This window comes from Mesorhizobium sp. M0522 (genome assembly GCF_040321085.1).
GTDB lineage: Bacteria > Pseudomonadota > Alphaproteobacteria > Rhizobiales > Rhizobiaceae > Mesorhizobium.
The window spans coordinates 47,088-69,772 of sequence record NZ_JAMYQW010000016.1 but is presented as its reverse complement, the minus strand read 5'-3'; the positions used below and the strand labels follow the sequence as shown (position 1 = coordinate 69,772).

Genomic DNA, 22,685 nt, shown 5'->3' with positions numbered 1-22,685 from the left:
TCGACCTGGCTCACGGGTTCCCTGTCGCCGGAGTTCCCTCTTCCCAAGCTCCGTTTGGACGAAAAGCCGGCTTCGTTCTCACCGGACATGCTGGCCGACATCCGCCAATTCGAGGGCGCCGCAGAGGTCCGCCTAACTGACGGCAAAGCTGCAACGGGCTGCCAGGCTCTCGCCAGGCCCAAGCACCGACAGTCCATTCCATTTGTCGATCGAACCACGATTGTGAGCATCGACAGTATGACTGACCGGTTCAAAACAGAAGAAGTCGCTCTCGTCCGATGGCGAATAGACCAGGTAGAAATTCAAGGGCGATGAAGCTTCAATCCGCAGGCTGCAACTGTGCTCCGGCCACGATATGGTAGCGACGCCGTTCCAACCGGCAAACAGATCGTTTATCCATCCGTTCGGCAATACGGCCGGGGCGCCGAAATCCCAGTCGGGACGAGTTTTGATATCGACAAACCGTTCAGGGAGATGGCTGGGCAGTTCGAGACAAACCTGCGAGGCCGGCGCATGAAGCGTGGTCCGTGCCGTTCTTGGGAACCATGGATGGATGCCAAGCCCGAACGGGAGCCTGACCGGCGCCTGATTGACGATGCGAAGCTTCAGCTCGAGCCCCTGCCCGGCCAGCGCGTAGCTCACCTCGGCGCGATATCGATATGGGCCGGGTCCGTTGCTGATGAGCGATAGCTTCGCTTTGTCCTGCGTCAGACTGTCGACGTTCCACGCGCTCGAAAATCCATTGCCGTGAACTGGAAATGGTTCGCCTGCGACGTTGGCAGGCAGTTCGTGGAATTTGGACTCGAATATGAAGCCGCCGCCCGAGATGCGATTTGACCATGGCAAAAGCAGGTTGCAGGCAAGGTCGAACGGTTTGCTGCTCCCGCCGTTTGGCCAAGGCCTGAAGAGCGGCACGCGCCCATAGTCGAACCTCGCAAGACCTGCCCCAAGCGATGGGACGATTTCAGCAGACAGGTCTCCGCTTCTGATCTTGATCGTCCCGACCATCCGCTTCAGACGGTATCGGCCTTGGCAGCGGCGATCGGCTGTTGATGGCGGCCTTTGCGAGCCACTGCAAGAAGGTCGTTCGACGCGATCCCGATGAGCGCCTTCATCTGATCGTGTGCATCGTCGGCCCTGCGCATCCGGATTGCCTCCAGCACGTCGCCATGCGCGCTCAGCGTCTGCTGGTAATTAGCGGTGGCCGATGTGGTCAAGCGGAAGGAGAAGCTGAGGGCGGCCGCAAGCATATTGCCGAGATTGGCGAACACCGGGTTGCGGCTGGCACGAAGGATGGCGGTATGAAACCTGACGTCGGCATCGAGACACGCAGCGAGATCGTCCTGCGGAGCAATGCGCATGGCTTCATAGGCCGCTTCGATGACTGCGAGATCGCCTGACGTCGCCATCTTGGCCGCAAGTTGGGCGGCAGCGGGTTCAATGACCAGCCGCGCCTCGATCAATCCGCGGACGAAATCGAGATCGGGCTCGATATCGCGCATCCATTCCAGAACCTGAGCATCCAGCCTGTTCCATTCACTCGACACGCGCACACGCGTCCCGGCCCGCTTGCGTGCCTCGATCAATCCTTTCGCCGAAAGCGTCAGAAGAGCATCGCGAAGCGCGGTGCGGCTCGCCCCGTAGATAACGCAAAGTTCGGCTTCCGTCGGCAGGACGGAGTGCTGGGCGTAGGAGCCGGCGAGGATGCGCTGTCCGAGATCGCGTGCGATGCGATCCTTGAGCGATGACGTGGTGCCATCTGCGGCAGGAATGTCCTGCTTGCCTTGGCCAGTCGAAGCGATCGCCGCGTCCATCGTCATGTCCTGTTCAAGTGGTACTCGGCAATTACCACAGCAAGTATCAGCAGCGAGCCCTTGGCAAGCAACTGATAGAAGGTTGGCACGGACGTCAGTATCATTCCGTTGTTGAGGACGCCAATGATCGCGACGCCCAGCAGTGCGCCGACGATCGTGCCCTTGCCGCCCTGCAAGGCGCAGCCACCCAGAACGGCCGCTGTGATGGCCTCGAGTTCCAGGCCTTGGGATCCGGATACTGGCTGCCCGGAGCCGGTACGGGCAGCCAACAGAATCCCGGCCAATCCGGCCGCCACTCCACTCATGATATAGATGCCGACGCGGTAGCGGTTGATGTTGATGCCGGAGAAGCGTGCGACAACGGGATTGCCGCCCAGGGCATAGATGTTGCGGCCAACGATCGAGCGGGCAAGGAAGAGATGGAACACGATCGCGGTCAGCAAGAGAATCCAGATCAGCAGAGGCAGGCCGAGGATTCGTCCGATCCCGATGAAGCGGAAAGTGTCGCTGAAAATCGCGATCGATTGCCCATCGGACATGATGAACGCGATGCCGCGGAAGATCGCCATCGTACCGAGAGTCGCGATGACAGCGTTGACCCGCCCATAGGTGATGATGATGCCGTTCACGAGGCCGGCAAGACCGCCCAGGACCAGGCCGGCAAGAATGCCCGCGGCGGGTGATCCGGTGGCCTGGATGGCCATTGCCGTCGATACTGTGGTCAGACCGACAATTGCGCCGACGGCAATATCGAGCCCTCCGGCGACAATAACCACGGTCTGGCTCATCGCCAGAACGCCCAGGATGGTAATGCCTAGACCGATGTTCAGCAGGTTTCGGCTGGAGAAGAACACGTCGCCTCTCAGGGTGCCGAAAATGAGCACGAGAATGGCGAGAGCAACAAGAAGGCTTATGTTGTGAATGCCGATGCGCTCTGCGATGCGCAAGGAAGCGCGCCTTTTGCCGGTTTGCGTTGTTGCTGTCCTGAGCTCAAGGCTGTTCACTGAATTTGTCCTCCAAGCGATGCTGCAGATTGAGGCATGGCATGTCTCAGGATCGTGGCCTCGTCGATGTCAGGGCGGGAAAGTTCGGCCGTGATCCGGCCTCCAGCCATAACAAGCACCCTGTCAGCCAGCCCGATCAGTTCCGGCATTTCCGAGGAAATCAGGATTATGCCGATGCCGCTGGCGGCGAGTTCGTCGATCAGGCGATAGATTTCCGCCTTGGCGCCGATGTCGATGCCGCGGGTCGGCTCGTCGAGGATGAGAAGCATCGGCTGCCGCGCAAGCCAACGCGCGAGAACGACCTTCTGTTGGTTGCCACCCGATAATTTCGAAACCTGTTCGTCGAGGTTGGGCGCCTTGATCGACATCTTTGCTGCAAGCGGTGAGACGATCTCCAGTGCCTTGCGCCGGTTGAAGAAGCCGAAGGTCGACGTTCTGTCGGGCACGCAAAGCGAGGCGTTATCAAGAATGCTTCGGAACAACAGCAGCGCCTCGTGCTTGCGGTCTTCCGGGGCAAAGCCGATACCGGCCACGATCGCTGCATGCGGGCTGTTAGGGCCAACGGGCGCACCATTCATCGTTATGGTTCCGTCGACGCGCCTATCATAGCCGACAATCGCCTTTGCCAGTTCGGATCGACCCGCACCCATAAGGCCGGCAATGCCGAGCACCTCGCCGCGGCGGACCTTGAGGCTCACATCGGTGACGTGGTCGGTGGTCAGGCCTGTCACCTCCAGCAACGGTTGCCCCGATTGCCACATCTCGCGCGTAAACAGATCGGCGATGTCGCGGCCCACCATGAGCTTGGCTATGGTCTGCTCGCTGGCACCGGCAGCGGGGGAATCATCGACCAGCCGGCCGTCCCGCAAGACGACAATGCGATCCGCAAGGTCGATGACCTCGTTCAGCCTGTGAGAGATGTAGACGATCGAAGTGCCCTCGCCGCGCAGCCGGCGAATTACTGAAAACAGACGGCGCGCTTCGTCGTCGGTCAGTGACGAGGTCGGCTCATCAAATGCGATCAGCCGGCCGCCGGCACGTATGGCGCGCATGATTTCGATCATCTGACGCTGTGCCGGACCGAGCGTGCTGCAAAGTTGCCGCGGCCGCATATCCTGCTGCATGCCGAAGGTCGCAAGCACCTTATCGGTCTGGTCCTCGAGCTTGTGCCAGTCGAGCAGGACGCCTGCCAGCCGCGGCAGTTCGCCGACGAAAATGTTCTCGGCCACGGTCAGGTTCGGAACGATCTCCGGCTCCTGATGGATGACCCGTATTCCGGCTCTGTGGCTGTCGCGCGGTTCGCTGAAAACGATCGGCGTGGAGCCATGCAGCACGGTGCCGGTGTCCGGTGCGAACACGCCCTCGAGAATTCGCATCATTGTCGACTTGCCGGCGCCATTCTCGCCAACCAGGGCAAGCACCTCTCCTGGCCGAAAGGCAATCGAGACATTGTCGAGCGCCTGCACGACGCCGAAGCGCTTCGATATCCTGTCGAGCGAGAAGAAATCCGATTGCATCAAAAGCTCACTCCCGAGGATCGATCCCGTGTGCCCGCCGACGAACTGCCGGCCCAAAGAGCGTCATGCGCACTGCGGCGCATGACGCATATCTGGTTCAGTGGCAGAGCTTCGCTTTGTAGTCCGACGCAAAATTGTCGGCGGTGATGTATTCCGGGTCAGTGAAGGATTGAACGGGAAGCTTGGTTCCGTCCTTGATGGAGGCCAAGAGAATCTTCACCGCCAGCGCGCCATGATTTTCCGAATTGAGCCACATCGTACCACGGAACGCCGAGGGCTTTCCGGATCCGAAGGCATCGCAGGCGCGGCTGCCGTCGATGCCGATCCCCATGCCCTGGTCTGCGGAATAGCCGGCATTCTCCAGTGCTCGCGCACCACCCAGCACGCCGTCATCGTTGCATGAATAGAATATCCAGTTCGTGACGCTGGGATTGGCCGTCAATGTGGTGGTCATCACATCGATGGCGTTGACCATCGTATTGTCGTAGGGGACGCGAACGATGCTGCCCGGCTTGAAATCGGGCACCGCCTTCAGGAACGCTTCTTCCGCGCCCTTGTTGCGCTGCATGCAGGTATCGGCCTTGCGGTCCTCGATCGAGGCGATGCGCACCTCTTTGCCCGCCCAGCCTTCAGCCTTGTAGAGCTTGGCAAGCTCTTCGCCCACCCGCGCACCGATATTGTAAGCATTCATGCCGACATAGGGGACCTGGGTGCCATCCTGGTAGTAGATATCGTCGTCCACCGCCACCAAGGGAATTTTTGCGGCCTTTGCTTTCTCAGCGATGACCGGTCCCAGCGCCTTGTCGGGGACGACGATGGCGATGCCTTTCACGCCATCGCCGACCATCGTATCGAAGGTCGTGATCGTCAAATTGGCGTCGAACTGAACGTCCTGCGACACGAACGCGGCCCCTGCCGCCTCAGCCGCTTTCTTGGCGCCGCCGACTTCGGCGACAAACCATGGATGGTCTCCCATCTTGTTGATGTAGCCGATCTTGATGTCGTCTGCGCTTGCTGCGCCACTCATCAGTCCGGCAGCCAGTACCGCAAATGTCGCCAAAGCCTTTGTTGTGGTTTTCATGAAGATCCTCCCTGAGCTCAATGGTGGTTGCTAGTCGTGGTAGAGAACCGAGCGCCCACCATCGATGGTGATCGTCTCGGCATTTATGAACGGCGCTTCGTCCGAAGCGAGGAAAACCGCCGTCATTGCAACCTCGTCCGGCCGGCCAATTCGCTTGGGCGGATGGAGGTCGTAGGCTCGCCGCTTCTCCTCGGCGGGGTTCGGGAATGTGTTCCAGTAGGCTTCCGCGATTGGCGTCTCGATATAGCCGGGGGCGATCGCGTTCACCCGGATACCGCGTGCGGCATATTCGATGGCCAGCGAACGGGTCAGGCCCAAAAGTGCATGCTTGGCGACCGGATACGGGAACGTATGGGGAATGATCTGGAAGGCGTGACAGCTCGCTATGTTGACGATGGACCCCGAGCCCTTCGCCAGCATCGTCGGCAAAACCGCCTTGGCGCAGAACCACGCGGCCTGGAGGTCGAGCTTGAGGCAGCGCTCCCATTCCTCATCCGGCATCATCAATGGTTCGTAGAAGACGTTGGCGCCGGCATTGTTGACGAGAACGTCGACGCCGCCATAGGCCGTGATCGTCCGCGCGATCATGTCCGCGACTGCGGATGCGTCGGTGACGTCCGTCTCGATGAACAGGGCGTCCGCGCCCTGGGCCCGCAATTTGTCGGCGACCGCTTTCCCGCTTGCCGCATTCAGTTCAGCAATGACGGTCTTTGCCCCATGCATCGCAAAAGCCCGGGCGGTGGCGGCACCTATGCCTTGGCCGGCGCCCGTGACGATTGCGACCTTTCCTTGCAGCCGGCCTGCCATTGCATTCACCAGTCAACCACGGTGCCGTCCGGCATGACGGCATTGCGGGCATGCAGCACTTCCTGCTCAAAGGGGTGACGCGCGATCACGTCCTCATTGACGGTGACGCCAAGGCCCGGCAGTTCGGGCAAGTCCCAGCGGCCTGGTTTACGCCGAATTGGCCAGGTAACGACCTCGTCGTACCAGGCGACGGCACCGGACATCTCCTCCTGAATGACGACGTTTGGCGTCGATATGCCGAAGTGAAGAGCAGCGACGCCAGCGATCGGACCGAGCGGGTTGTGCGGCGCAAGGCCGATGCCTGCCGTTTCCGCCATGGCCGCGATCTTCTTTGTCTCCAGCAGACCGCCAGTGTGGCAGATATCAGGCTGGGCAATGTTGAAGGCACGGGCTGCGATCGAGTGCGTGAATTCGCGACGTCCGATCAGCCGCTCGCCGGAAGCGATCGGCACGGCCGATCGCGCCGTGATATGCGCCAGTCCGGCAACATCTTCGGGCGGCACGGGTTCTTCCGCGAACATGATGCGGGCCGGCTCGATTGCCTTGAGGTAATCCATCGCAGCGTTAACGGATGCAGGGCGTCCATGGAAATCGACCATGATGCCGATGTCCGGACCTATGGCCTCGCGAAGTGAGCCAACCATGTTGGCGACAGAATCAACGGCTTTCGCAGGCGATACGTAGTGGGTGTAGGGAATGCAGACGACCTTGACAGCGTCGTAGCCTGCCTGCGTCACGATGCGTCCGCGTTCCACGATCGCGTCCGCGGATCCGGTCTCATAGACCGCCTTCATGTCTCCGAGGCCGAGATGCGTGTAGGTGCGCAGATAGTCGCGAACCTGTCCGCCCAGAAGGCGCCAGACGGGGACTCCCAATGATTTGCCCAGGATGTCCCAGAGCGCGATCTCAATGCCGCTGACGGCAGACATTCCCTCGACGCCAAGACGCCAAAATCCGTGGCGCGTAAGTATCTGGTAGCACTGCTCCACGTTGCGCGGATCCTGCCCGATGAGCAGGGCCTCAAGGTCCTGAAGCGCCCCAACGACGGCTCGGGTCTTCCATTCCAGCGTTGCCTCACCCCAGCCAAACAGCCCGGGCTCGTCGGTTTCGACCCGGACGAAAACCCAGTTGCGCATTTCCGCATTGCAGACGCGCGCCTTGATGGCCGTAATTTTCATTGGTCCTCCCAGACCTGCCGCCTTTTTTTGAAGGCGATATGTATGATTTATTATGGATAATATGGACGAGTCAAGCGCAACGTCGATGTGGAGCAAGGCCGCGCCTCGATGTTCAGCTCGCAACCATCATGTCCTCGCCGCCCATCCAGCGCAGGCATCAGCAGCTCACTCAGCTTGCCTGATCAGTATTCGTCAACGTCGATGACAGCCTGGGCAAAGGCTTGCGGGCTTTCTTGAGGCAAGTTGTGGCCGATACCGCCGGTGATGATCCGGTGCGTGTATCTGCCCGAGAATTTCTTGGCGTAGGAACTGCTGTCGGGACGGGGTGCGCCATTGGCATCACCCTCAAGGGTAATGGTCGGCACTGTGATCACGGGAGCTTCGGCCAGCCGGTTTTCCAGACCGTCATATTCCGGCTCGCCCTGTGCCAGGCCGAGCCTCCAGCGGTAATTGTGAATGACGATGCTGACGTGATCCGGGTTGTCCAAGGCTGCGGCGCTGCGCTGGAAGATTTCATCGTCGAAATTCCACTGCGGCGAAGCGAGTTGCCAGATGAGTTTGGCGAAATCGCGCGTGTATTTCTCGTAGCCGGCGCGGCCGCGATCCGTGGCGAAGTAATACTGATACCACCATTGAAGCTCCGCCTCCGGTGCCAGCGGCACCATGCCGACCTGCTGATTTCCGATGAGATAGCCGCTCACCGAGACGATCGCCTTGCAACGCTCAGGCCAGAGCGCGGCAACGACATTGGCCGTTCGGGCGCCCCAGTCGCAGCCGGCGATCGTGGCCTTTTCGATCCCCAGCGCATCCATCAGGGCGATCGTATCCGCGGCGAGCGCCGACTGCTGGCCATTGCGCATCGTCTCGTCCGACAGGAATCGCGTAGTGCCGTAGCCGCGCAGGTAGGGCACAATCACGCGGTACCCCTTTGCGGCAAGCAGAGGAGCGACGTCGGTGTAGGTGTGAATGTCATAGGGCCAGCCATGAAGCAGGATCACTGGAGCACCTTCGGCAGGCCCCAGCTCCGCATATCCGACGCTCAGTTTTTCGGCATTGACCTGTCTGAGCGAGCCGAATGATTCCGGCCTGGCTTGCGTCGCGGACGCCCTCGCCTCGACCATCCAAGTGGCTGCCGGCGCGCTCAAGCCGAGTTCGGTGGCGGCGAACGTCATTGCTGTCGCACCGACAATGCGCCGGCGGCGATGATCGACCGTGTCGGGAGCCTTACTCGCATTCATGATGAAGCCTCTATGATGACCAACAAGCGGGAACAACTAGACCGGCCGCTGCATCGGCCGACAGGAAATATTGCGCTTATTTCGACGGTGACTGCGGCGAATCCAGTATTGCAACCACTCGGCCAGGGGGCAGTGCGGCGAGCTCTGACTGAACGTCGGTAAGGTCCAGCGTTTCCTCGATTTCCCTCCGGAGAAATTCGAGACGTAGGCCATCCCCGCGCTTGGAAGCGGCTGGATGTAGCATCCGCAGGAACGGCAGCATGAGAATGACTCCTGATCTTCTGTTTGGGCGAGAGGATATGTTGCATCTGGTCTTATGCTCGAAGTCGCCCTCGGCTTCAGACGAGGCCCTCACGATCCATTGCGATGCGCACGGCCGGTCGGGCAGCCATTCGGACGCGAAGGGCTTGCAAAGGCGCGGGAACAGGGACGTGGAAGCGGGCCGCCCAAAGCAGCATCACGAAAAGATAAAAATCCGCGACGCTGGGTTTGTCGCCGAACAGATAGTCGGTCTCGAGCCCGTCAGCGAAGAACTCGAGTTGGCTCGTAATCGTCGCGCTCGCCTTGGCCTTTTCGGCATCGCTGCTTTGGTGCCACATCGGCTTGAAGCTTCGGTGTATTTCAGTTGAGACGTAGGTCAGCGCTTCGAGAAGGCGGGTACGGCCCAACGGCCCCGCCACTCCCAGTGGCGGGTATTGCGACGCAATCCAGTCGAGGACGGCGATATTTTCCGTCAGCGTTTCGCCGCTATCCAGCACGAGGGCTGGAACGTAGCCCTTGCGCGTGACGGTAGTGAAATCATCCCCGGAGCCTGTCCGTTTGGTCTTGAGGTTCACACTTTCGCGCTCGAAGGGAACACCGGCCTCTTCCAGAGCGATGTGGTCCGCCAGGCTGCAGGCGAGAGGGCTGTAGTAGAGTTTCACCGCTTTTCCCTTTTCTAAACCCGATTGAATCCCGCAATTGGTCGTCGCCCGGCGGAAAACCTGCCCCGCGCCACGCGAGACAACCGCTCCAGAAACTCGCACTTGGCGGAGACGACGACTACGACACCGACAGCCAGGCGTGCCTATGCCGAGGTATGGTCGGGCTGAAGTTCGGGATCGCCGTGCGCAATGCCGGGGCGTATGCCAGCTCAGTGGCCAACGTTTATCTGGAGGAATCCAGAACCTTCCATGATGGCATCATCGCCAGCCCTGCCAGTCCTTCGCTCAGGAAATCCTAAACGAAAGTATTGGACGCACGTGCCGTTGGCACGATGGCTCACACCCGGCCACGGCCGGCATATTTCACGCGACGTGAGCAGACTGGAAAGGCGAAAGCCGTGGCCTGCTTTTGCTCGATTGCCACCAACGCGATGACGCAGCTTCCAACAATAGGAGTCGCCATCATGGCCGACCTTTCCGAAACCCCCACAGCCGAGCACACATTGCGCGTCGAAGCGCCCGCCGCGATCGAGGTCGACGTCTCCTCGCTGACGCCGGGAACGTCGCTGATCGTCGACTGGCACGGCAAGCCGGTGGTCGTGCGCAACCGCACCGAAAAAGAGAGGAAGGACGGCCAGGCAGTCAGTCTCGCCGAGCTCAAGGATCCAATTGCCCGCAACGCCAACCTGCCGGCCGATGCGCCGGCAACCGACGCCAATCGAACTATGCCGGGCAAGGAAGCCTGGGTGGTGATGATCCAGGTCTGCACCCATCTCGGCTGCATCCCGCATGGTCAGGAAGGCGATTTCGACGGCTGGTTCTGCCCCTGCCATGGTTCGCAATACGACACCGCCGGCCGCGTCCGGAAGGGGCCGGCGCCGGAGAACATGGCGGTGCCGGTGTTCCAGTTCATTTCCGACACCAAGATCCGTATCGGCTGAGGCAGGGGGCATTTCGATGAGCGGCGACAAACACTCGACCTATACGCCCAAAACCAGAATCGAACGTTGGTTCGATGCCCGCCTGCCGCTGCCGCGGCTGGTCTATGACAGCTTCATCGTCTATCCGGTGCCGCGCAACCTGAACTACGCCTATACGTTCGGCGGTATTCTCACGATCATGCTGGTTTCACAGATCCTGACCGGCATCGTGCTGGCGATGCATTACGCCCCTGATACGGGGCTGGCCTTCAACTCGGTCGAGCAGATCATGCGCGACGTGAATTCGGGCTGGCTGCTGCGCTACCTCCATTCCAACGGCGCGTCGTTCTTCTTCATTGCCGTCTACCTCCACATCTGCCGCGGGCTCTACTATGGTTCGTACAAGGCGCCGCGTGAGCTGCTGTGGGTGCTCGGTTGCACCAACCTCCTGCTGATGATGGCGACGGCCTTCATGGGCTACGTGCTGCCTTGGGGACAGATGTCGTTCTGGGGCGCTACTGTCATCACCAACTTCTTCACCGCCGTCCCACTGATCGGCGACTGGCTCCAGCAGCTTTTGCTCGGCGGGTTCGCGGTCGACAATCCGACGCTGAACCGCTTCTTTGCGCTGCATTACCTGCTGCCATTTGTGCTTGCGGGCGTGGTGACCTTGCATATCTGGGCGCTTCACGTCGTCGGCCAGAACAATCCGACCGGCATCGAGGTCAAATCGAAAACTGATGTCGTGGACTTCACGCCCTATGCCACCGTCAAAGATGCCTTCGGCATCCTCGTGTTCCTGTTCTTCTTCGCCTATTTCGTTTTCTACCTGCCGAACTACCTCGGCCATCCCGACAATAGCAGCATCGCCAATCCGCTGAAGACGCCGGCCCACATCGTGCCGGAATGGTACTTCCTGCCGTTTTACGCGATCCTGCGGGCCATCACCTTCAATATCGGGCCCATCGATTCCAAGCTCGGCGGCGTGCTCGCGATGTTCGGCTCGATCGCGGTGCTGTTCCTGGTGCCGTGGCTCGACACCTCGAAGGTGCGCTCGGCGGTCTATCGGCCCTGGTACAGGGTGCTCTTCTGGCTGTTCGTTGCCAATGCCCTCTTTCTCGGCTGGCTCGGCTCCCGGCCGGCGGAAGGCGCATACGTCGTCATGTCCCAACTGGCGACGCTTTACTATTTTGCGTTCTTCATTATCGCCATGCCGGTGCTCGGGCTGATCGAAAAGCCGCGACGGCTGCCGAATTCGATCACCGAAGCAGTTCTTGAAAAAGACAAGGCCAGCGGCAGAGGCCCGATCGCCGGGCCGGAGACCAAACATTGAACTTGGCATCGCGGGGATCGTTCATGAGCTGGTGGAACTCTCCTCTGGTCTACATCGTGTTGCTCGGCCTCGCCGGGATCGTCGTTTGGTCCCTCATCCCCAGACGCTTCGCCAATGCGAAGCTGGTCGTCCAACTCGGCTTTTTCCTCGCCATGTCGGCCATGGTTCTCGACCTGCGCGTCGTGCCATACGAGACCGCAGGGGACAACGAGACAACCGGAGGAGCGATCCTCATCGGCTCGGTCAAGCTGCTCTGGTGGGTTCACCTTGCCTGGGCGCTAATCGGATTTGTCCGTATCTATCTCGTCTTCGAGCGAAAGCCGCGCGAGGCACGTCTCCTGCAGGACGTCGTGGTCGGTGTCGTCTACGCTGGAATGTTCCTGTCGATCCTGGCGTTTGTCTTTGCAGTGCCGGTCGGAACGCTCATTGCCACGTCGGGCGTGTTTGCCGTCATCCTGGGACTGGCGCTCCAGAATACGCTTGGTGACGTATTTTCGGCGATCGCGCTTAACCTCGGCCGCCCTTACGTGCTTGGAAACTGGATCATTCTAGGCGACGGAACCGAAGGCCGCGTTGTCGAGACCAACTGGCGGTCGACCCAACTTCTGACCCCGACCCACAATGTCGTGGCGCTGCCAAACAGCCTTCTCGCCAAGATCGGGGTAACAAATCTAAGCGGTCCGGACGAGAGCCATGGACTTGCCGTAACCGTCAAGGTGGCGCCAACGAAGACGCCGGCGATCATCGTAGAGCTCATGCGCACTGTCTTGCTGAGCTGCAATTCAATCCTCCAGGAGCCTTCGCCTTCGGTCACCATCAGAAGCCTGGATGCCGCAGCTATCGAGATCGAGTTGTTTTTTCGCGTCGCAAGTATCGACCAGCGAAGTGCCGCTCGGAACGAAATCTTCGATCTCATTTATCGCCATTCAAAGTCGACCGGCATGCTGCTGGCGGAGCCATTTTCGGGCTCGATTGCCATGACCAACCGGCCGGGCCACGAGATGGCGGCCTCCCATGGCTTCACCCCGATCGAACTCATCAATTCCATACCGGTATTCTCGGCGCTAACGGATACCGAGCAGGAGTCGCTCGCCAAAGCGGCCTCGGTTCGCACCTACCATAAGGGCGAAATCATCGCACGACAGGGAGAGATGCTGCCGTCGCTTATGATCGTACGGACGGGAGTCATCGTCCGGCAAATTGGCGAGGGCGATGATCAACTGCAGGAGATCGGCCGGCTTGCACCTGGCGATTTCTTCGGCGAGACCGGCTTGCTCGCCGGCATTGGCGAGATGTCAAGTTTGCGGGCAATGACCCCCATCACGGTTTACGAGATAGACCAGGAAAACTTTGCGCCGCTGCTGCACGACAGGCCCGAAATGGCCGAAGATCTTGCCGCGATCCTGTCGATGAGGGTGTCGGCTCTTAATGAAAGCGGCATCGCCGGACAGCACCACGCGGGCTCCAAATTCGCGCTCCTCAAAGCCATTCAGACAGTCTTTCGCGCCGCTCCGTTCAAGCGCGTTCGAGCACCTGGCTGATAAGGCATGCAGAAGGACAGAGATCCATGACCATCCGCCAAAGCGATATCACAGGCATCGATACACTCATCCAGCCGGCTATCCGTGATTTTGCGGACGGACTGAAGATAAGGCGCGTATTGCCGTCCTCGAATCGCCTGATGATCGGGCCCTTCATCCTGTTCGACCATTTCGGCCCCGCTATGTTCGACGCAGGTCACGGTTTCGATATGGGACCGCATCCGCAGATCGGCGTTGCGGCCGTGACCTACCTGATCGATGGCGAGATCGTCCATCGCGACAATTTGGGTAAAGTGCAGACCATCCGTCCTGGCGAGGCCAACTGGATGACGGCCGGGTCGGGCATCGTTCATTCCGAGCGCACGCCACCGGACGTTCTCCGACATGGTCTATGCCGAAATTGTGCTCACGAGCGGTGCGCGCTACCAGGTGAAACCCGAACACCGTGAGCGTGCGATCTACATCGTCGCCGGTGAGGTTGGAATTGTCGGCCAGCTCGGTACGTTTCATGAGCCGAATTAGTAGCTCTGGCGCGCGGCGTTGAGATTGTGCTCCAGGCGCCTGCCTTCCATGCGGCGAGACTGATGCTGATAGGAGGTGAGCCCCTGGCCGAGCCACGTCATATCTATTGTAACTTCGTCTCCTCTTCAGCCGAACGGATCGAGCAGGCAAAGGCGGATTGGCGCGAACGCCGCTTCCCCGGCGTGCCGGGAGAGCACGAGCTCATGCCTCTGCCGGATGGCAGCATGTGAGGGATAAGGCAGCGGATGGTGACCTCAGCGCCGCGACAGCTTGACGCCGGGTGGCGCAGGCAGACCACTACGACATCAAGTAGAGATCGTTCATCGTTTCCTCATCGAGCAAACCGTCGAACCAGACGTCGAAGATTGTCTCGAGGAGGAACTCGTCGTTGCTTGCTTCGGAAAACAGCGTCAGGGACGCGTGCAACTTCTTCGCATCAACGTCACCGAAGACAGCGCGAGCGCTTAGGCCGGAGAGCCGCTGCAGGGTGCCAACGCATTCCCGATAACGGCCTCCAAGGATCGGAAATGACAGATAGGCGCTGGCTTCGTCGAGCGATGTGATTGCATATGGCTCAGGCGCAGTACCGCTTCGCCTGGTGGCCAACCTTGGGAAGATGAACTCCATATAGGGAGTGCACATCATCCCTCGACGTAGAATGGCCAGCGCGTCGTCGTAGACCGGATCCTGTGCGCTGACGAACCTCTGCAAATCATACTCGTCAGGCATTTGGATAGATCCTTGGGAAACCCTCAACATTGGTGCCCTGACTAGCCGTCGACGACATCTGCATAGTCCGGGTGCTTGGCGAAAAAGCGGCTCATGAAGGGACATTTCAAGATCGCTTTACGGCCGGTTTTGCGGAGCAGTTCGAAGGTCCCTTGGGCCAATCGCGACGCGATCCCTTGTCCGGAAAATTCCGACGGGACTTCGGTGTGTATCAGCGCGACCTGCCCGCCCTCGAGCCGATAGTAGGCCGCCGCAAACATATCGCCGGCGATCGGCAACTCGAAACGGTGCTGTTGGACGTTTTCAACGACTTGTGCATCCATCTCTATCTCTCGATTGTATGTCACGTCTGTCACCGGGGGGAGATTGGCCGGCCGCTATCGCACCGCAGGCAACCGCAGAGTGACGGTCGTGCCTGCCCCGAGCGTGCTCTGAAGGTCGATGCTTCCGCCTGACTGCTCGACAAAGCGCTTCACCATCGGCAAACCGACGCCGCCGAGGCCTTCGCTTTTGGTGGTGAAGAACGGATCGAAGGCGCAGACCATTGTCTCGCTGGTCATCCCGATACCGTTATCCGCGACACGGATATCTACCTGACCGGCGGTAGAGCTTTCAGAGGCCAAGCCGGCATCGATCGAGATGAAACCGCCGTCAGGCATTGCATCGCGCGCGTTGAACAGAAGGTTCAGAACCGCATTTTGCAACCCAAAGCGATCGCATCTCACCAAAGGCAGGTCGGACCCAACCCGAAGCTCAAGACCGAAATTGGCATCCAAGGCGCTCCGCACGAGGGTTTCGATCTCAGCCAGGCAAGCATCTACGTTTGTGTATTCGATTTCCGCGTGTCTCGAGCCAGGCTGATGGTTTGCCGGACAAGGTCCCCAGCCCGTTCCAAAGCCGTTTTGGCGCCGGCAATTACAGGCCCAAGCGCCGGAGTCGCTTGGATGCTCGGATCGCGGGCCAGGTGGTTCAACGCCGACGAGGCGACCTGAATGAGATTGCCGAGGTCATGGACGATGCCGGCCGTCGACATTTGCACGGACATACCACTTCCAAGACCATCGGGCGGGCCGTCGAAGACATCTTCTTTTATGTCCGGACGAAACATTTCATAACCCCGTTGGCTCAGTCGACACCCATTTGCTTCAATACGCTATAATTTACGGCATTTATTGTCAATTATATCTAAGACGCCTCCGATACATACTTCTGTATATCCAAACGATAGACCAAGCTCTATTGATAGCCGATCCCGCTGATGTAGTTGGCAAGCAGCCGTTCCTGCAGTTCCTCTTGTTTGAAAAGCGCCTTCATCGCATCACGGATATCGAGGACGCCTAGCGGTTTCGAGTCAGCCCCTAGCACCGGCACATTCTGAAGGCCTTGCGCGGCCATGGTCTGCCAGACTGAATGAAGGTCGTCATCGGGACCACAGGACACGATGGACGTGCTCATCAATGCCGCAATCGGCGCTTCTGTTGGCCCTGAATTCGCCAGATGGCGGACAAGGTCGGACTTGCTCAGCACGCCTGCCGCCTCCCCACTGCCGTGGCACACCACGACCAGGCCTATTGCGGGCCCGGAAAGTGAGAGTGCTGCACTGCGGAGTGGAGCGTCGACATCAATCACCATGAGACGGGCCGATATTACTGGATGCAGACTGTCAATGCGCATGACGCCCTCCTGAGAGCGCCTCGCGGCCGCGGCCGGGAGGCTGAGATCGGTTCCAGTGTTGGTCGCCGAGCTCGGCGCCTTCGCCTGGCCGGTCAGAATGGCGCGCAAACAAGCGCCATTCTGACCCGTTCCAAAGATTAGCTCAGTGCTGCTTTGCTCAGGCCAAACTTCGCATCCCCCGAGCCCGGGACGGGTTTGAAGCCGATGTTCAGACGGTTCCAAGAATTGACCGCCATGACAACGAAGGTCAGATCGGAAATTTCCTTCTCGGAAAGCTGTGACCTGACCCGATCGTAGATCTCGTCGGGGACACCCTGCTCGGGCAGCTTGGTCAAGACTTCCGTCCATGCCAGGGCTGCACGCTCGCGAGGAACGAACAAGGTCGAATCCCGCCAGGCTGCCAGGTGGTAAAGGCGCAGTTCGCGCTCGCCATGAATCTTCGCCTGTTTGACGTGCATATCAAGGCAGAAGGTGCACCCGTTCACCTGCGCGGCTCGGACTGCAACAAGGTCGCGGATCGGTTCTTCGATCGACCCCTCTCGCGTCGCACCAAGAAATTCAATAAATTTCTTCAGAAGTTCCGGCGACTGCTCGGCATAACTCGCGCGTTGGGCGACGGCTTTTCCTTTCGGAGCGACCGGTGACGCTGCAATATTCATTACTTATCTCCTTGAGGTGTTTGCAATCCATTGCAGCGTAAGGATGACCGGTGAGACGAACTGTTGCTATCGTGCCGATGATATGTATTGCCACTCGATTGGGTTGGGGCGCCTAAACCGAAGTATAGGAGGTGGAAATTGGCACCTGACCGCTGCCCTCGGCAATTCGCTTTGGCGCAGGCATGCGACGGGCGCACAGCGTTTGGGTCACTTGAAGGGCGAGGCTGAACCGACCGGTGTCGATAGAACCTGGATCGAAACTGCGTTCACTCTTCGAAGGGAGCGTTCATCACAAGATCAACTGCCGAAGTCGCCTTGTAGCCTGAAACAAAGCGCTCGCCGAAGTCCCGGGCAAAGTTGTCGTAGGTGGTTTCCGGCCTGACCTCTGCGATATGGCAAAAGCATCGCGTCATCCGTCGCTTCATTTGGAGGCGTGGAAACTCACCGATGATCTTTGCAATCTCGGCTGACGAAATGAGGCTGTATTGCAAGCCGACGACATCGAGACAGATGCCGGCTGTGCAAAGCGCCACCTCAGCCTCCTTGTAGAGGCCGATTGACGGCGTCGAGTTGAGGGCGACGCTGTCCCAGATCAATTGGGCGCGCCGCTCGTCGAAGCCGCCCTCCCGAACGAAGGTGCGGGCAAGATCGGCGCCTTCCACTTCGAAACGGCGCGGCCCGGCGAAGTCCTCATTGAGCGTGACGTCATGCAACAGGGTTGCAACGGCAACAACCTCCGCGTCGTGCTGGATATTCTGAATCTGTCCGATCCGGGCCGCGAAAAGCCAGGATCGGACCACGTGGTTGAACAGGTAGGGTTCACATCGCTGGCGGGCATGTTCGATCGCTCGGCCAACAAGCGGAGTATCGGGGACCAAAATCCCCGCAAGTGTGCGGATGGCGATCGAATTCATGTCACTGACCGTCCCTTCGCGTACGCCCCGATGGTCCCGGGGGCTACGATTTCATTTCGCGTTCGTCGTAAGTTCCGTCTCGCTGGTGTCGACGACGAAAATAGCAAGCAGACGAGCGCCTTCCGTCTTGCTGGCGTTTTCGCTGACGGCATGACGGTCGCCAGGGAATTCCGAGAAACTCTCGCCGGCGCGATAAGTCTTCACCGGCCCGTCGTTGACCTGGCTTCGGATCGCCCCCTCCAGGACCGTGGCATAGATGAACGCGGATTTGGGATGGGTATGAGCCGGCGACGTACCCCCAGGCGCGTACTCGACGAGCACGGCTTTCATGCTCTTGCCGGGCACGTTTGGAAGAGCCTGGTCGTAGACAAGCTTTACGTTGGCGGCGTCATTGGCCATTGCTGCGGTGACGGAAGCGGAGGTGAGCGCGGCGCAGAGAAGTGTTTTGATCATGTCTGGTCTCCTTGTTGTGCGAATGGCGGGCCTATCCGATGATTACTTACTTCGGTGGTGTGTATCGGCTGAGCCAATCATCGAAACGCACGGCGCCGATGCGCGCGTTCTCGCCGGGCACCAGCGTTCGATCGTCGATTGCCACTTGGCCGTAGTAGAGCGCGCCGGGATCCGGGACGACTTTGCGCGGGTCGTTGGTGGCCTTCAGGAAGCGCTCGACAAGTTCGCTCATGCGGACACGCTCCGGGCCGGCAATTTCGATCATGCCGTTCAACGGCGCGGCAAGCGCGACGTCCGCCATCGCATCGGCAACATTATCAGCCGCCATGGGTTGGAAGTAGGCCGGCGACATATGAATGGTATCCCCGACGGCGCCCGTGTTTGCGATGGCGGCGGTGAATTCGAAGAATTGAGTGGCGTGAACGATGGTGTAGGGAATTCCGGACTCCCTGATCAGCTTTTCCTGAAGCAACTTGCCGCGGAAATAGCCCATGCCCTGCAGCCGGTCGGTACCGACGACCGACAGCGCCACGTGATGACGGACGCCGGCGGCCGTTTCGGCGGCAAAAAGATTACGCCCGGATGCCTCGAAGAACTCCAGGGCAGCCTTTTCCTCGAACGACGGCGAGTTCGCGAGGTCGACGACGACCTGCGCACCGGCAAGCGCGGCCGCCAGACCCTCTCCCGTAACGGTGTTGACGCCCGAATTCGGCGACGCCGCAAGCACGTCGTGTCCTTTGTTTCGCAGTCTCTCCACGGTCTTTGAACCGATCAGCCCGGTTCCGCCGATGACGACGATCTTCATGTCTGGTCTCCTGGTGTTGCGTGTCTATTTTTCGTTGCTCGATCGGATGCTGGGCGTTTCCGGCCTGCTACTGACTGACCGATGCAGCAGCATCCTCGATGAGTGACGTGACCTCGTCGGGATGCGAAACCATGAGCGCATGGGACGCACCCTCGATGACGACGGTCTTTACCGCATGCGCACGCTTGGCCATGAAGCTCATGACGGCTGCCGGGATGTTCCGGTCATCCGAGCCGTAGATCATGTAGGACGGCAGCGTCTTCCATGAGGCGACGCCCGAGGCTTCAGCCAGAGCCGCCTGCGCAACAGGGCGTTGAGTGGCAGCCATCAGCAAAGTCTGCTCTTGCGGAACGTCGGCGGCGAACTGGGCGCGGAACTTGGCCGGCTCGATGAAGAGGTCTTGTCCGCCGTCCGGCAACGCGACTGGAGCAAGCGCGCTCCCCAAGGTGCTGCCGGGAAACATGCTGGACAACGTAAGGCTCGATTCGCCGGTATCGGGCGCGAAACCTGCCACGTAGACCAATGCCTTCACATTGGGATTGCCATTGGCGGCCTCGGTGATGACAGGCCCGCCGTAGGAATGCCCCACCAGCACGACCGGCCCGGAAACCGACCGGACGATGGCTGAGACTGCTTTCGCATCGCTGGCAACGCCGCGGAGCGGATTAGCTGCGGCTATCGCTACATAACCGTCTTTGCTGAGCTTGGTGATGACTGCATCCCAGCTCGACGATTCCGCGAAGGCGCCGTGCACCAGTACGATCGTCGGCTTGGGCTGAGAATTCGCGGCCTGCGCCATCCCGCCGCCCGACGCGGCAAGCGCTGCGGTGAGGGCCAGGACTCGAGTTATGTTTCGCATTTGCTTTCTCCCGTGTGGCCTGTGGTGACCAATGCTCAGGAGAATGCGCCGACGCGGCCCGCCAACCTATTGTGCGGAAGGGTCTGTCATACAATGCCAAGGTGCAGGGTAGGTCACCAGGGAGATCAGGTGCCCTGCAGCATGATTGAGGTATCTATGCGGGGTGTGCATTGGCGGCGGTCGCCGGAACAGACACTGAGGGCGCGCGGCCAGAGAGTTGTGTTTGCAAGACGCCGCTGCCGCCGTGGCGAGAGCCTGGCGCGGTCGATCCGTTGAGCGCTGGTGAGCCGGCCGGATCGAACACGGCGGCAAAGCCTCCTCTCGTCAACGACATAGTTCCTGGCCTTCGGCCCGCATCGCCAAATGCCTTGGTATGGGTCAAACAGCCGGACCGGCGTTATTCGCCAGTCTATTGGCGCGACATCGCAGTCGTGGCTCAGAGCACTGCCATCCCGCCGTCGACCCGCAGATTGATGCCCGTGACGAAACTGCTCGCGTCCGAGGCAAGGAACAGGGCGGCTTTTGCCAGCTCTTCCGGCTGCCCCATCCGGCCCAGGGGTATTGCCTCCGCCATCGCCTTTTCAAACAGCCCGCGCTGCTCAAACGGTATGCCTAGCTTATCGAGAATAGCCGTATCCACCGGACCTGGGCTGAGCACGTTGACCCGGATGCCGCGAGACTTCAGTTCGATCGCCCAAGCGCGCGCAAAGGCATTTATGGCCGCCTTCGAGCCCGCGTAAACAGCATGACCGTCCAGAACCTTCTCGCTGGCCAGCGAGCCTGTGAGGATGATTGCGCCGCCATTCCGCATGATCGGAATCAGCTTCTGGACGCGAAGAAGACGCCTCGCGTATTGACGGCAAATTGCGCATCATATTCTGCCTCGGAGACGTCGGCCGAGTGCGTGATGGTGTTTATGCCGGCGTTCGCCATATAGATGTCGAGCGCCCCGAACCTCTGGCGGATCTGTTGCGCTACCTCGTCATGGTGCGACACGTCGGCCACATTTCCCTGAATGCCCAGCGCGCCTGCCCCGATCTGTGCGACCGCTTCCTCGACCGCCTGCCGCCGGCGGCCGGTAATGACGACTTGCGCGCCCTCGGCCGCAAAGATTTTTGCAGCCGATAGTCCGATCCCGCTGTTTCCGCCGGTGACCACCCCGAGAGTACGCCCATGTCGTTCCTGCCTTCGAAAAATAGTGCCGGTGCTGCTGCGATAGTCGCAACTGCTGGCCAAGAAAATTTCACGCCGAATTGAGACCGCCAAAATGAGCGGCAATCGCAAACGGCTACCGATTGATAAACTCCGGGCGCTTAGCCAGTTTGACGTCTTGCAGAGCGCTTTGGCCTTCAAGGCAGAACAAGCGCGCGGCGGCGACCCCCGACAGCGCGACGTAGTGTCGAACGCCGGCGATCGCCTCCGCGCTGCACAGGCGCAGTTGCCCGAGCGGCAGCCGTGGCGCAGCATATGTTTCGCGCCTCTGCCAGCGCTCCAGCTCGATGGCGCAGTGGTTCGGTTCCACAATCCGGGACATGAGCCGACAGAACCAGCATTCAGGCCACCGCTCGGCTATGCGAGCGCACAAGGTTTGACCTGGCGCGCCACCCGAAATGCGGTTCAGGGCGCGCGAAATATTGCCAAAGGTGGTCATCGGCGGCTCCAAGGAATTGCGGACAACATGCGGTCGTGACTGAGGGCGTGCTATCCTTTGATGAAGGCGAGCAGATCAGCATTGACCTGATCCTGGTGTGTGGCCGTGATCCCGTGGGGCGCGCCGGGGTAATAGATATCCTTTGCGCCTTTGATCAATCGGGCCGACTTGACTGCCGAGTCCTTGACGGGGACGATCTGATCGTCTTCGCCATGCAGGACGAGGGTTGGTACGTCGAACTTCTTGAGGTCCTCGGTAAAATCGGTCTCGGAGAACGCCTTGACGCTTTCGTACGCGTTCACGAGACCCGCCTGCATGCTCCAGAGCCAGAACTGATCCAGAGTCCCCTGGGAAACCTTGGCGTCCGGCCTGTTCGCGCCATAAAACAACGGTGCGAGGTCCCGGTAGTACTGCGAACGATCCTTGACGAGGCCAGCCCTTATGCCGTCGAATACCTCGATTGGCAGACCTTCCGGATTGGCCGGCGTTTTCACCATGATCGGCGGAACAGCGGCGATAAGAACAGCCTTGGCCACCCGCTTCGTCCCGTGCCGTCCGATATAGCGAGCAACCTCGCCTCCTCCGGTGGAATGGCCGACCAGCGTGGCGTCCCGGAGATCCAGCGCCTCGATCACGGCTGCAAGATCGTCCGCATAGCCGTTCATGTCGTTGCCGGACGTGGCCTGGCTCGATCGGCCATGGCCGCGCCGGTCATGCGCAACGACGCGAAAGCCGTTATGGGCAAGAAAGAGCATCTGGCCGTCCCAGGCGTCGGAATTCAGCGGCCAGCCGTGCGAGAACGTGACGACAGGACCCTTGCCCCAATCCTTGTAGTAGATTTCGGTGCCATCCTTGGTCGTGATGGTGCTCATCGTCTTGGTTCCTTTGATTGAGGGGGAAGAGGGAAGGTTTTGTTTTCGGCTCGTTGCCGAAGCAGCGCGGGGCAGTCCGGCGGCAACCGTAGAGATCAGGCCTGCCAACAAGACATCGCGGCGAGATCCGCCGACGGAGAAAAGTCCGTCTTTGTTCATCATGTCCATCCATGTGCTTTGAACATCCTGCT

Annotated in this window: 24 protein-coding genes and 2 pseudogenes; 4 read left to right on the top strand and 22 right to left on the bottom strand. The window is 60.0% G+C overall.

Annotated features, from left to right (window positions below; genetic code table 11):
• Positions 1-132: 132 nt before the first annotated feature.
• The 9 genes from NKI58_RS18455 to NKI58_RS18415 form a co-directional block, all read right to left on the bottom strand.
• A complete protein-coding gene (locus NKI58_RS18455) occupies positions 133-1,008 on the bottom strand; it encodes an aldose 1-epimerase (protein ID WP_352592545.1) in 876 nt (291 codons plus the stop codon).
• A 5-nt stretch (positions 1,009-1,013) separates the two neighbouring features.
• Positions 1,014-1,814, bottom strand: coding sequence for a FadR/GntR family transcriptional regulator (locus tag NKI58_RS18450; protein ID WP_245274602.1), 801 nt, complete (start codon positions 1,812-1,814; stop codon positions 1,014-1,016).
• Between the two features lie 2 nt (positions 1,815-1,816).
• Entirely contained in the window at positions 1,817-2,818 is a 1,002-nt protein-coding gene (locus NKI58_RS18445; RefSeq protein ID WP_023674247.1) for an ABC transporter permease, read from the bottom strand.
• Entirely contained in the window at positions 2,815-4,335 is a 1,521-nt protein-coding gene (locus NKI58_RS18440) for a sugar ABC transporter ATP-binding protein (RefSeq protein ID WP_352592536.1), read from the bottom strand. The genes NKI58_RS18445 and NKI58_RS18440 overlap by 4 nt, the downstream gene beginning before the upstream one ends.
• A gap of 97 nt (positions 4,336-4,432) precedes the next feature.
• A complete protein-coding gene (locus NKI58_RS18435; protein WP_023674245.1) occupies positions 4,433-5,416 on the bottom strand; it encodes a substrate-binding domain-containing protein in 984 nt (327 codons plus the stop codon).
• Between the two features lie 30 nt (positions 5,417-5,446).
• Positions 5,447-6,223, bottom strand: a complete 777-nt coding sequence (locus tag NKI58_RS18430) for an SDR family oxidoreductase (protein ID WP_352592529.1) — start codon at positions 6,221-6,223, stop codon at positions 5,447-5,449.
• A gap of 5 nt (positions 6,224-6,228) precedes the next feature.
• On the bottom strand, positions 6,229-7,401 hold the full coding sequence (gene dgoD / locus NKI58_RS18425; protein WP_352592526.1) for a galactonate dehydratase: 1,173 nt from the start codon (positions 7,399-7,401) through the stop codon (positions 6,229-6,231).
• Positions 7,402-7,583: 182 nt separating this feature from the next.
• On the bottom strand, positions 7,584-8,639 hold the full coding sequence (locus tag NKI58_RS18420; protein ID WP_352828113.1) for an alpha/beta fold hydrolase: 1,056 nt from the start codon (positions 8,637-8,639) through the stop codon (positions 7,584-7,586).
• Positions 8,640-8,977: 338 nt separating this feature from the next.
• Positions 8,978-9,562, bottom strand: a complete 585-nt coding sequence (locus tag NKI58_RS18415) for a glutathione binding-like protein (RefSeq protein WP_352592520.1) — start codon at positions 9,560-9,562, stop codon at positions 8,978-8,980.
• 464 nt (positions 9,563-10,026) lie between these two features.
• Between NKI58_RS18415 and petA the strand changes: the two genes are divergently transcribed.
• The 4 genes and pseudogenes from petA (at position 10,027) to NKI58_RS35570 (ending at position 14,108) form a co-directional block, all read left to right on the top strand.
• Positions 10,027-10,503 (top strand): ubiquinol-cytochrome c reductase iron-sulfur subunit, encoded by a 477-nt coding sequence (gene petA, locus NKI58_RS18410; RefSeq protein ID WP_352592517.1) that lies wholly within the window; start codon positions 10,027-10,029, stop codon positions 10,501-10,503.
• Positions 10,504-10,519: 16 nt separating this feature from the next.
• A complete protein-coding gene (locus tag NKI58_RS18405) occupies positions 10,520-11,815 on the top strand; it encodes a cytochrome b (RefSeq protein WP_352622865.1) in 1,296 nt (431 codons plus the stop codon).
• A 23-nt stretch (positions 11,816-11,838) separates the two neighbouring features.
• Positions 11,839-13,356: a mechanosensitive ion channel family protein gene (locus NKI58_RS18400; protein WP_352622866.1), complete on the top strand. Its 1,518-nt coding sequence runs from the start codon at positions 11,839-11,841 to the stop codon at positions 13,354-13,356.
• 26 nt (positions 13,357-13,382) lie between these two features.
• Positions 13,383-14,108: pseudogene (locus NKI58_RS35570) on the top strand (pirin family protein).
• Positions 14,109-14,175: 67 nt separating this feature from the next.
• Here the strand turns inward: NKI58_RS35570 and NKI58_RS18385 are convergent.
• The 13 genes and pseudogenes from NKI58_RS18385 to NKI58_RS18325 form a co-directional block, all read right to left on the bottom strand.
• On the bottom strand, positions 14,176-14,607 hold the full coding sequence (locus NKI58_RS18385) for a DUF1810 domain-containing protein (protein WP_352592508.1): 432 nt from the start codon (positions 14,605-14,607) through the stop codon (positions 14,176-14,178).
• Between the two features lie 41 nt (positions 14,608-14,648).
• A complete protein-coding gene (locus NKI58_RS18380; RefSeq protein WP_023674211.1) occupies positions 14,649-14,930 on the bottom strand; it encodes a GNAT family N-acetyltransferase in 282 nt (93 codons plus the stop codon).
• Positions 14,931-14,984: 54 nt separating this feature from the next.
• Positions 14,985-15,383 carry a sensor histidine kinase gene (locus tag NKI58_RS18375; protein WP_352786837.1) on the bottom strand — a complete coding sequence of 133 codons (399 nt, stop codon included), beginning with the start codon at positions 15,381-15,383 and terminating at the stop codon, positions 14,985-14,987.
• A 41-nt stretch (positions 15,384-15,424) separates the two neighbouring features.
• Positions 15,425-15,715, bottom strand: coding sequence for a hypothetical protein (locus NKI58_RS18370; RefSeq protein WP_352786836.1), 291 nt, complete (start codon positions 15,713-15,715; stop codon positions 15,425-15,427).
• Positions 15,716-15,843: 128 nt separating this feature from the next.
• Positions 15,844-16,281 carry a CBS domain-containing protein gene (locus NKI58_RS18365; protein WP_352592502.1) on the bottom strand — a complete coding sequence of 146 codons (438 nt, stop codon included), beginning with the start codon at positions 16,279-16,281 and terminating at the stop codon, positions 15,844-15,846.
• A gap of 137 nt (positions 16,282-16,418) precedes the next feature.
• Positions 16,419-16,940 carry a carboxymuconolactone decarboxylase family protein gene (locus NKI58_RS18360; RefSeq protein WP_352592499.1) on the bottom strand — a complete coding sequence of 174 codons (522 nt, stop codon included), beginning with the start codon at positions 16,938-16,940 and terminating at the stop codon, positions 16,419-16,421.
• A gap of 266 nt (positions 16,941-17,206) precedes the next feature.
• Entirely contained in the window at positions 17,207-17,854 is a 648-nt protein-coding gene (locus NKI58_RS18355; protein ID WP_352455792.1) for an HD domain-containing protein, read from the bottom strand.
• A 51-nt stretch (positions 17,855-17,905) separates the two neighbouring features.
• Positions 17,906-18,307 (bottom strand): cupin domain-containing protein, encoded by a 402-nt coding sequence (locus tag NKI58_RS18350; protein ID WP_352455791.1) that lies wholly within the window; start codon positions 18,305-18,307, stop codon positions 17,906-17,908.
• 46 nt (positions 18,308-18,353) lie between these two features.
• Positions 18,354-19,112, bottom strand: coding sequence for an SDR family oxidoreductase (locus NKI58_RS18345; protein WP_023674205.1), 759 nt, complete (start codon positions 19,110-19,112; stop codon positions 18,354-18,356).
• Positions 19,113-19,179: 67 nt separating this feature from the next.
• The gene (locus NKI58_RS18340; protein ID WP_352592496.1) at positions 19,180-19,971 is read right to left on the bottom strand and encodes an alpha/beta fold hydrolase; all 792 of its coding nucleotides are present in this window, start codon (positions 19,969-19,971) and stop codon (positions 19,180-19,182) included.
• Between the two features lie 436 nt (positions 19,972-20,407).
• Positions 20,408-21,168, bottom strand: a pseudogene (locus tag NKI58_RS18335) (glucose 1-dehydrogenase).
• Between the two features lie 91 nt (positions 21,169-21,259).
• Complete coding sequence (locus tag NKI58_RS18330; RefSeq protein WP_352592493.1) at positions 21,260-21,622, bottom strand: hypothetical protein; 363 nt, start codon at positions 21,620-21,622, stop codon at positions 21,260-21,262.
• Positions 21,623-21,672: 50 nt separating this feature from the next.
• Complete coding sequence (locus tag NKI58_RS18325) at positions 21,673-22,653, bottom strand: alpha/beta fold hydrolase (protein WP_502897380.1); 981 nt, start codon at positions 22,651-22,653, stop codon at positions 21,673-21,675.
• Between the last annotated feature and the right edge of the window lie 32 nt (positions 22,654-22,685).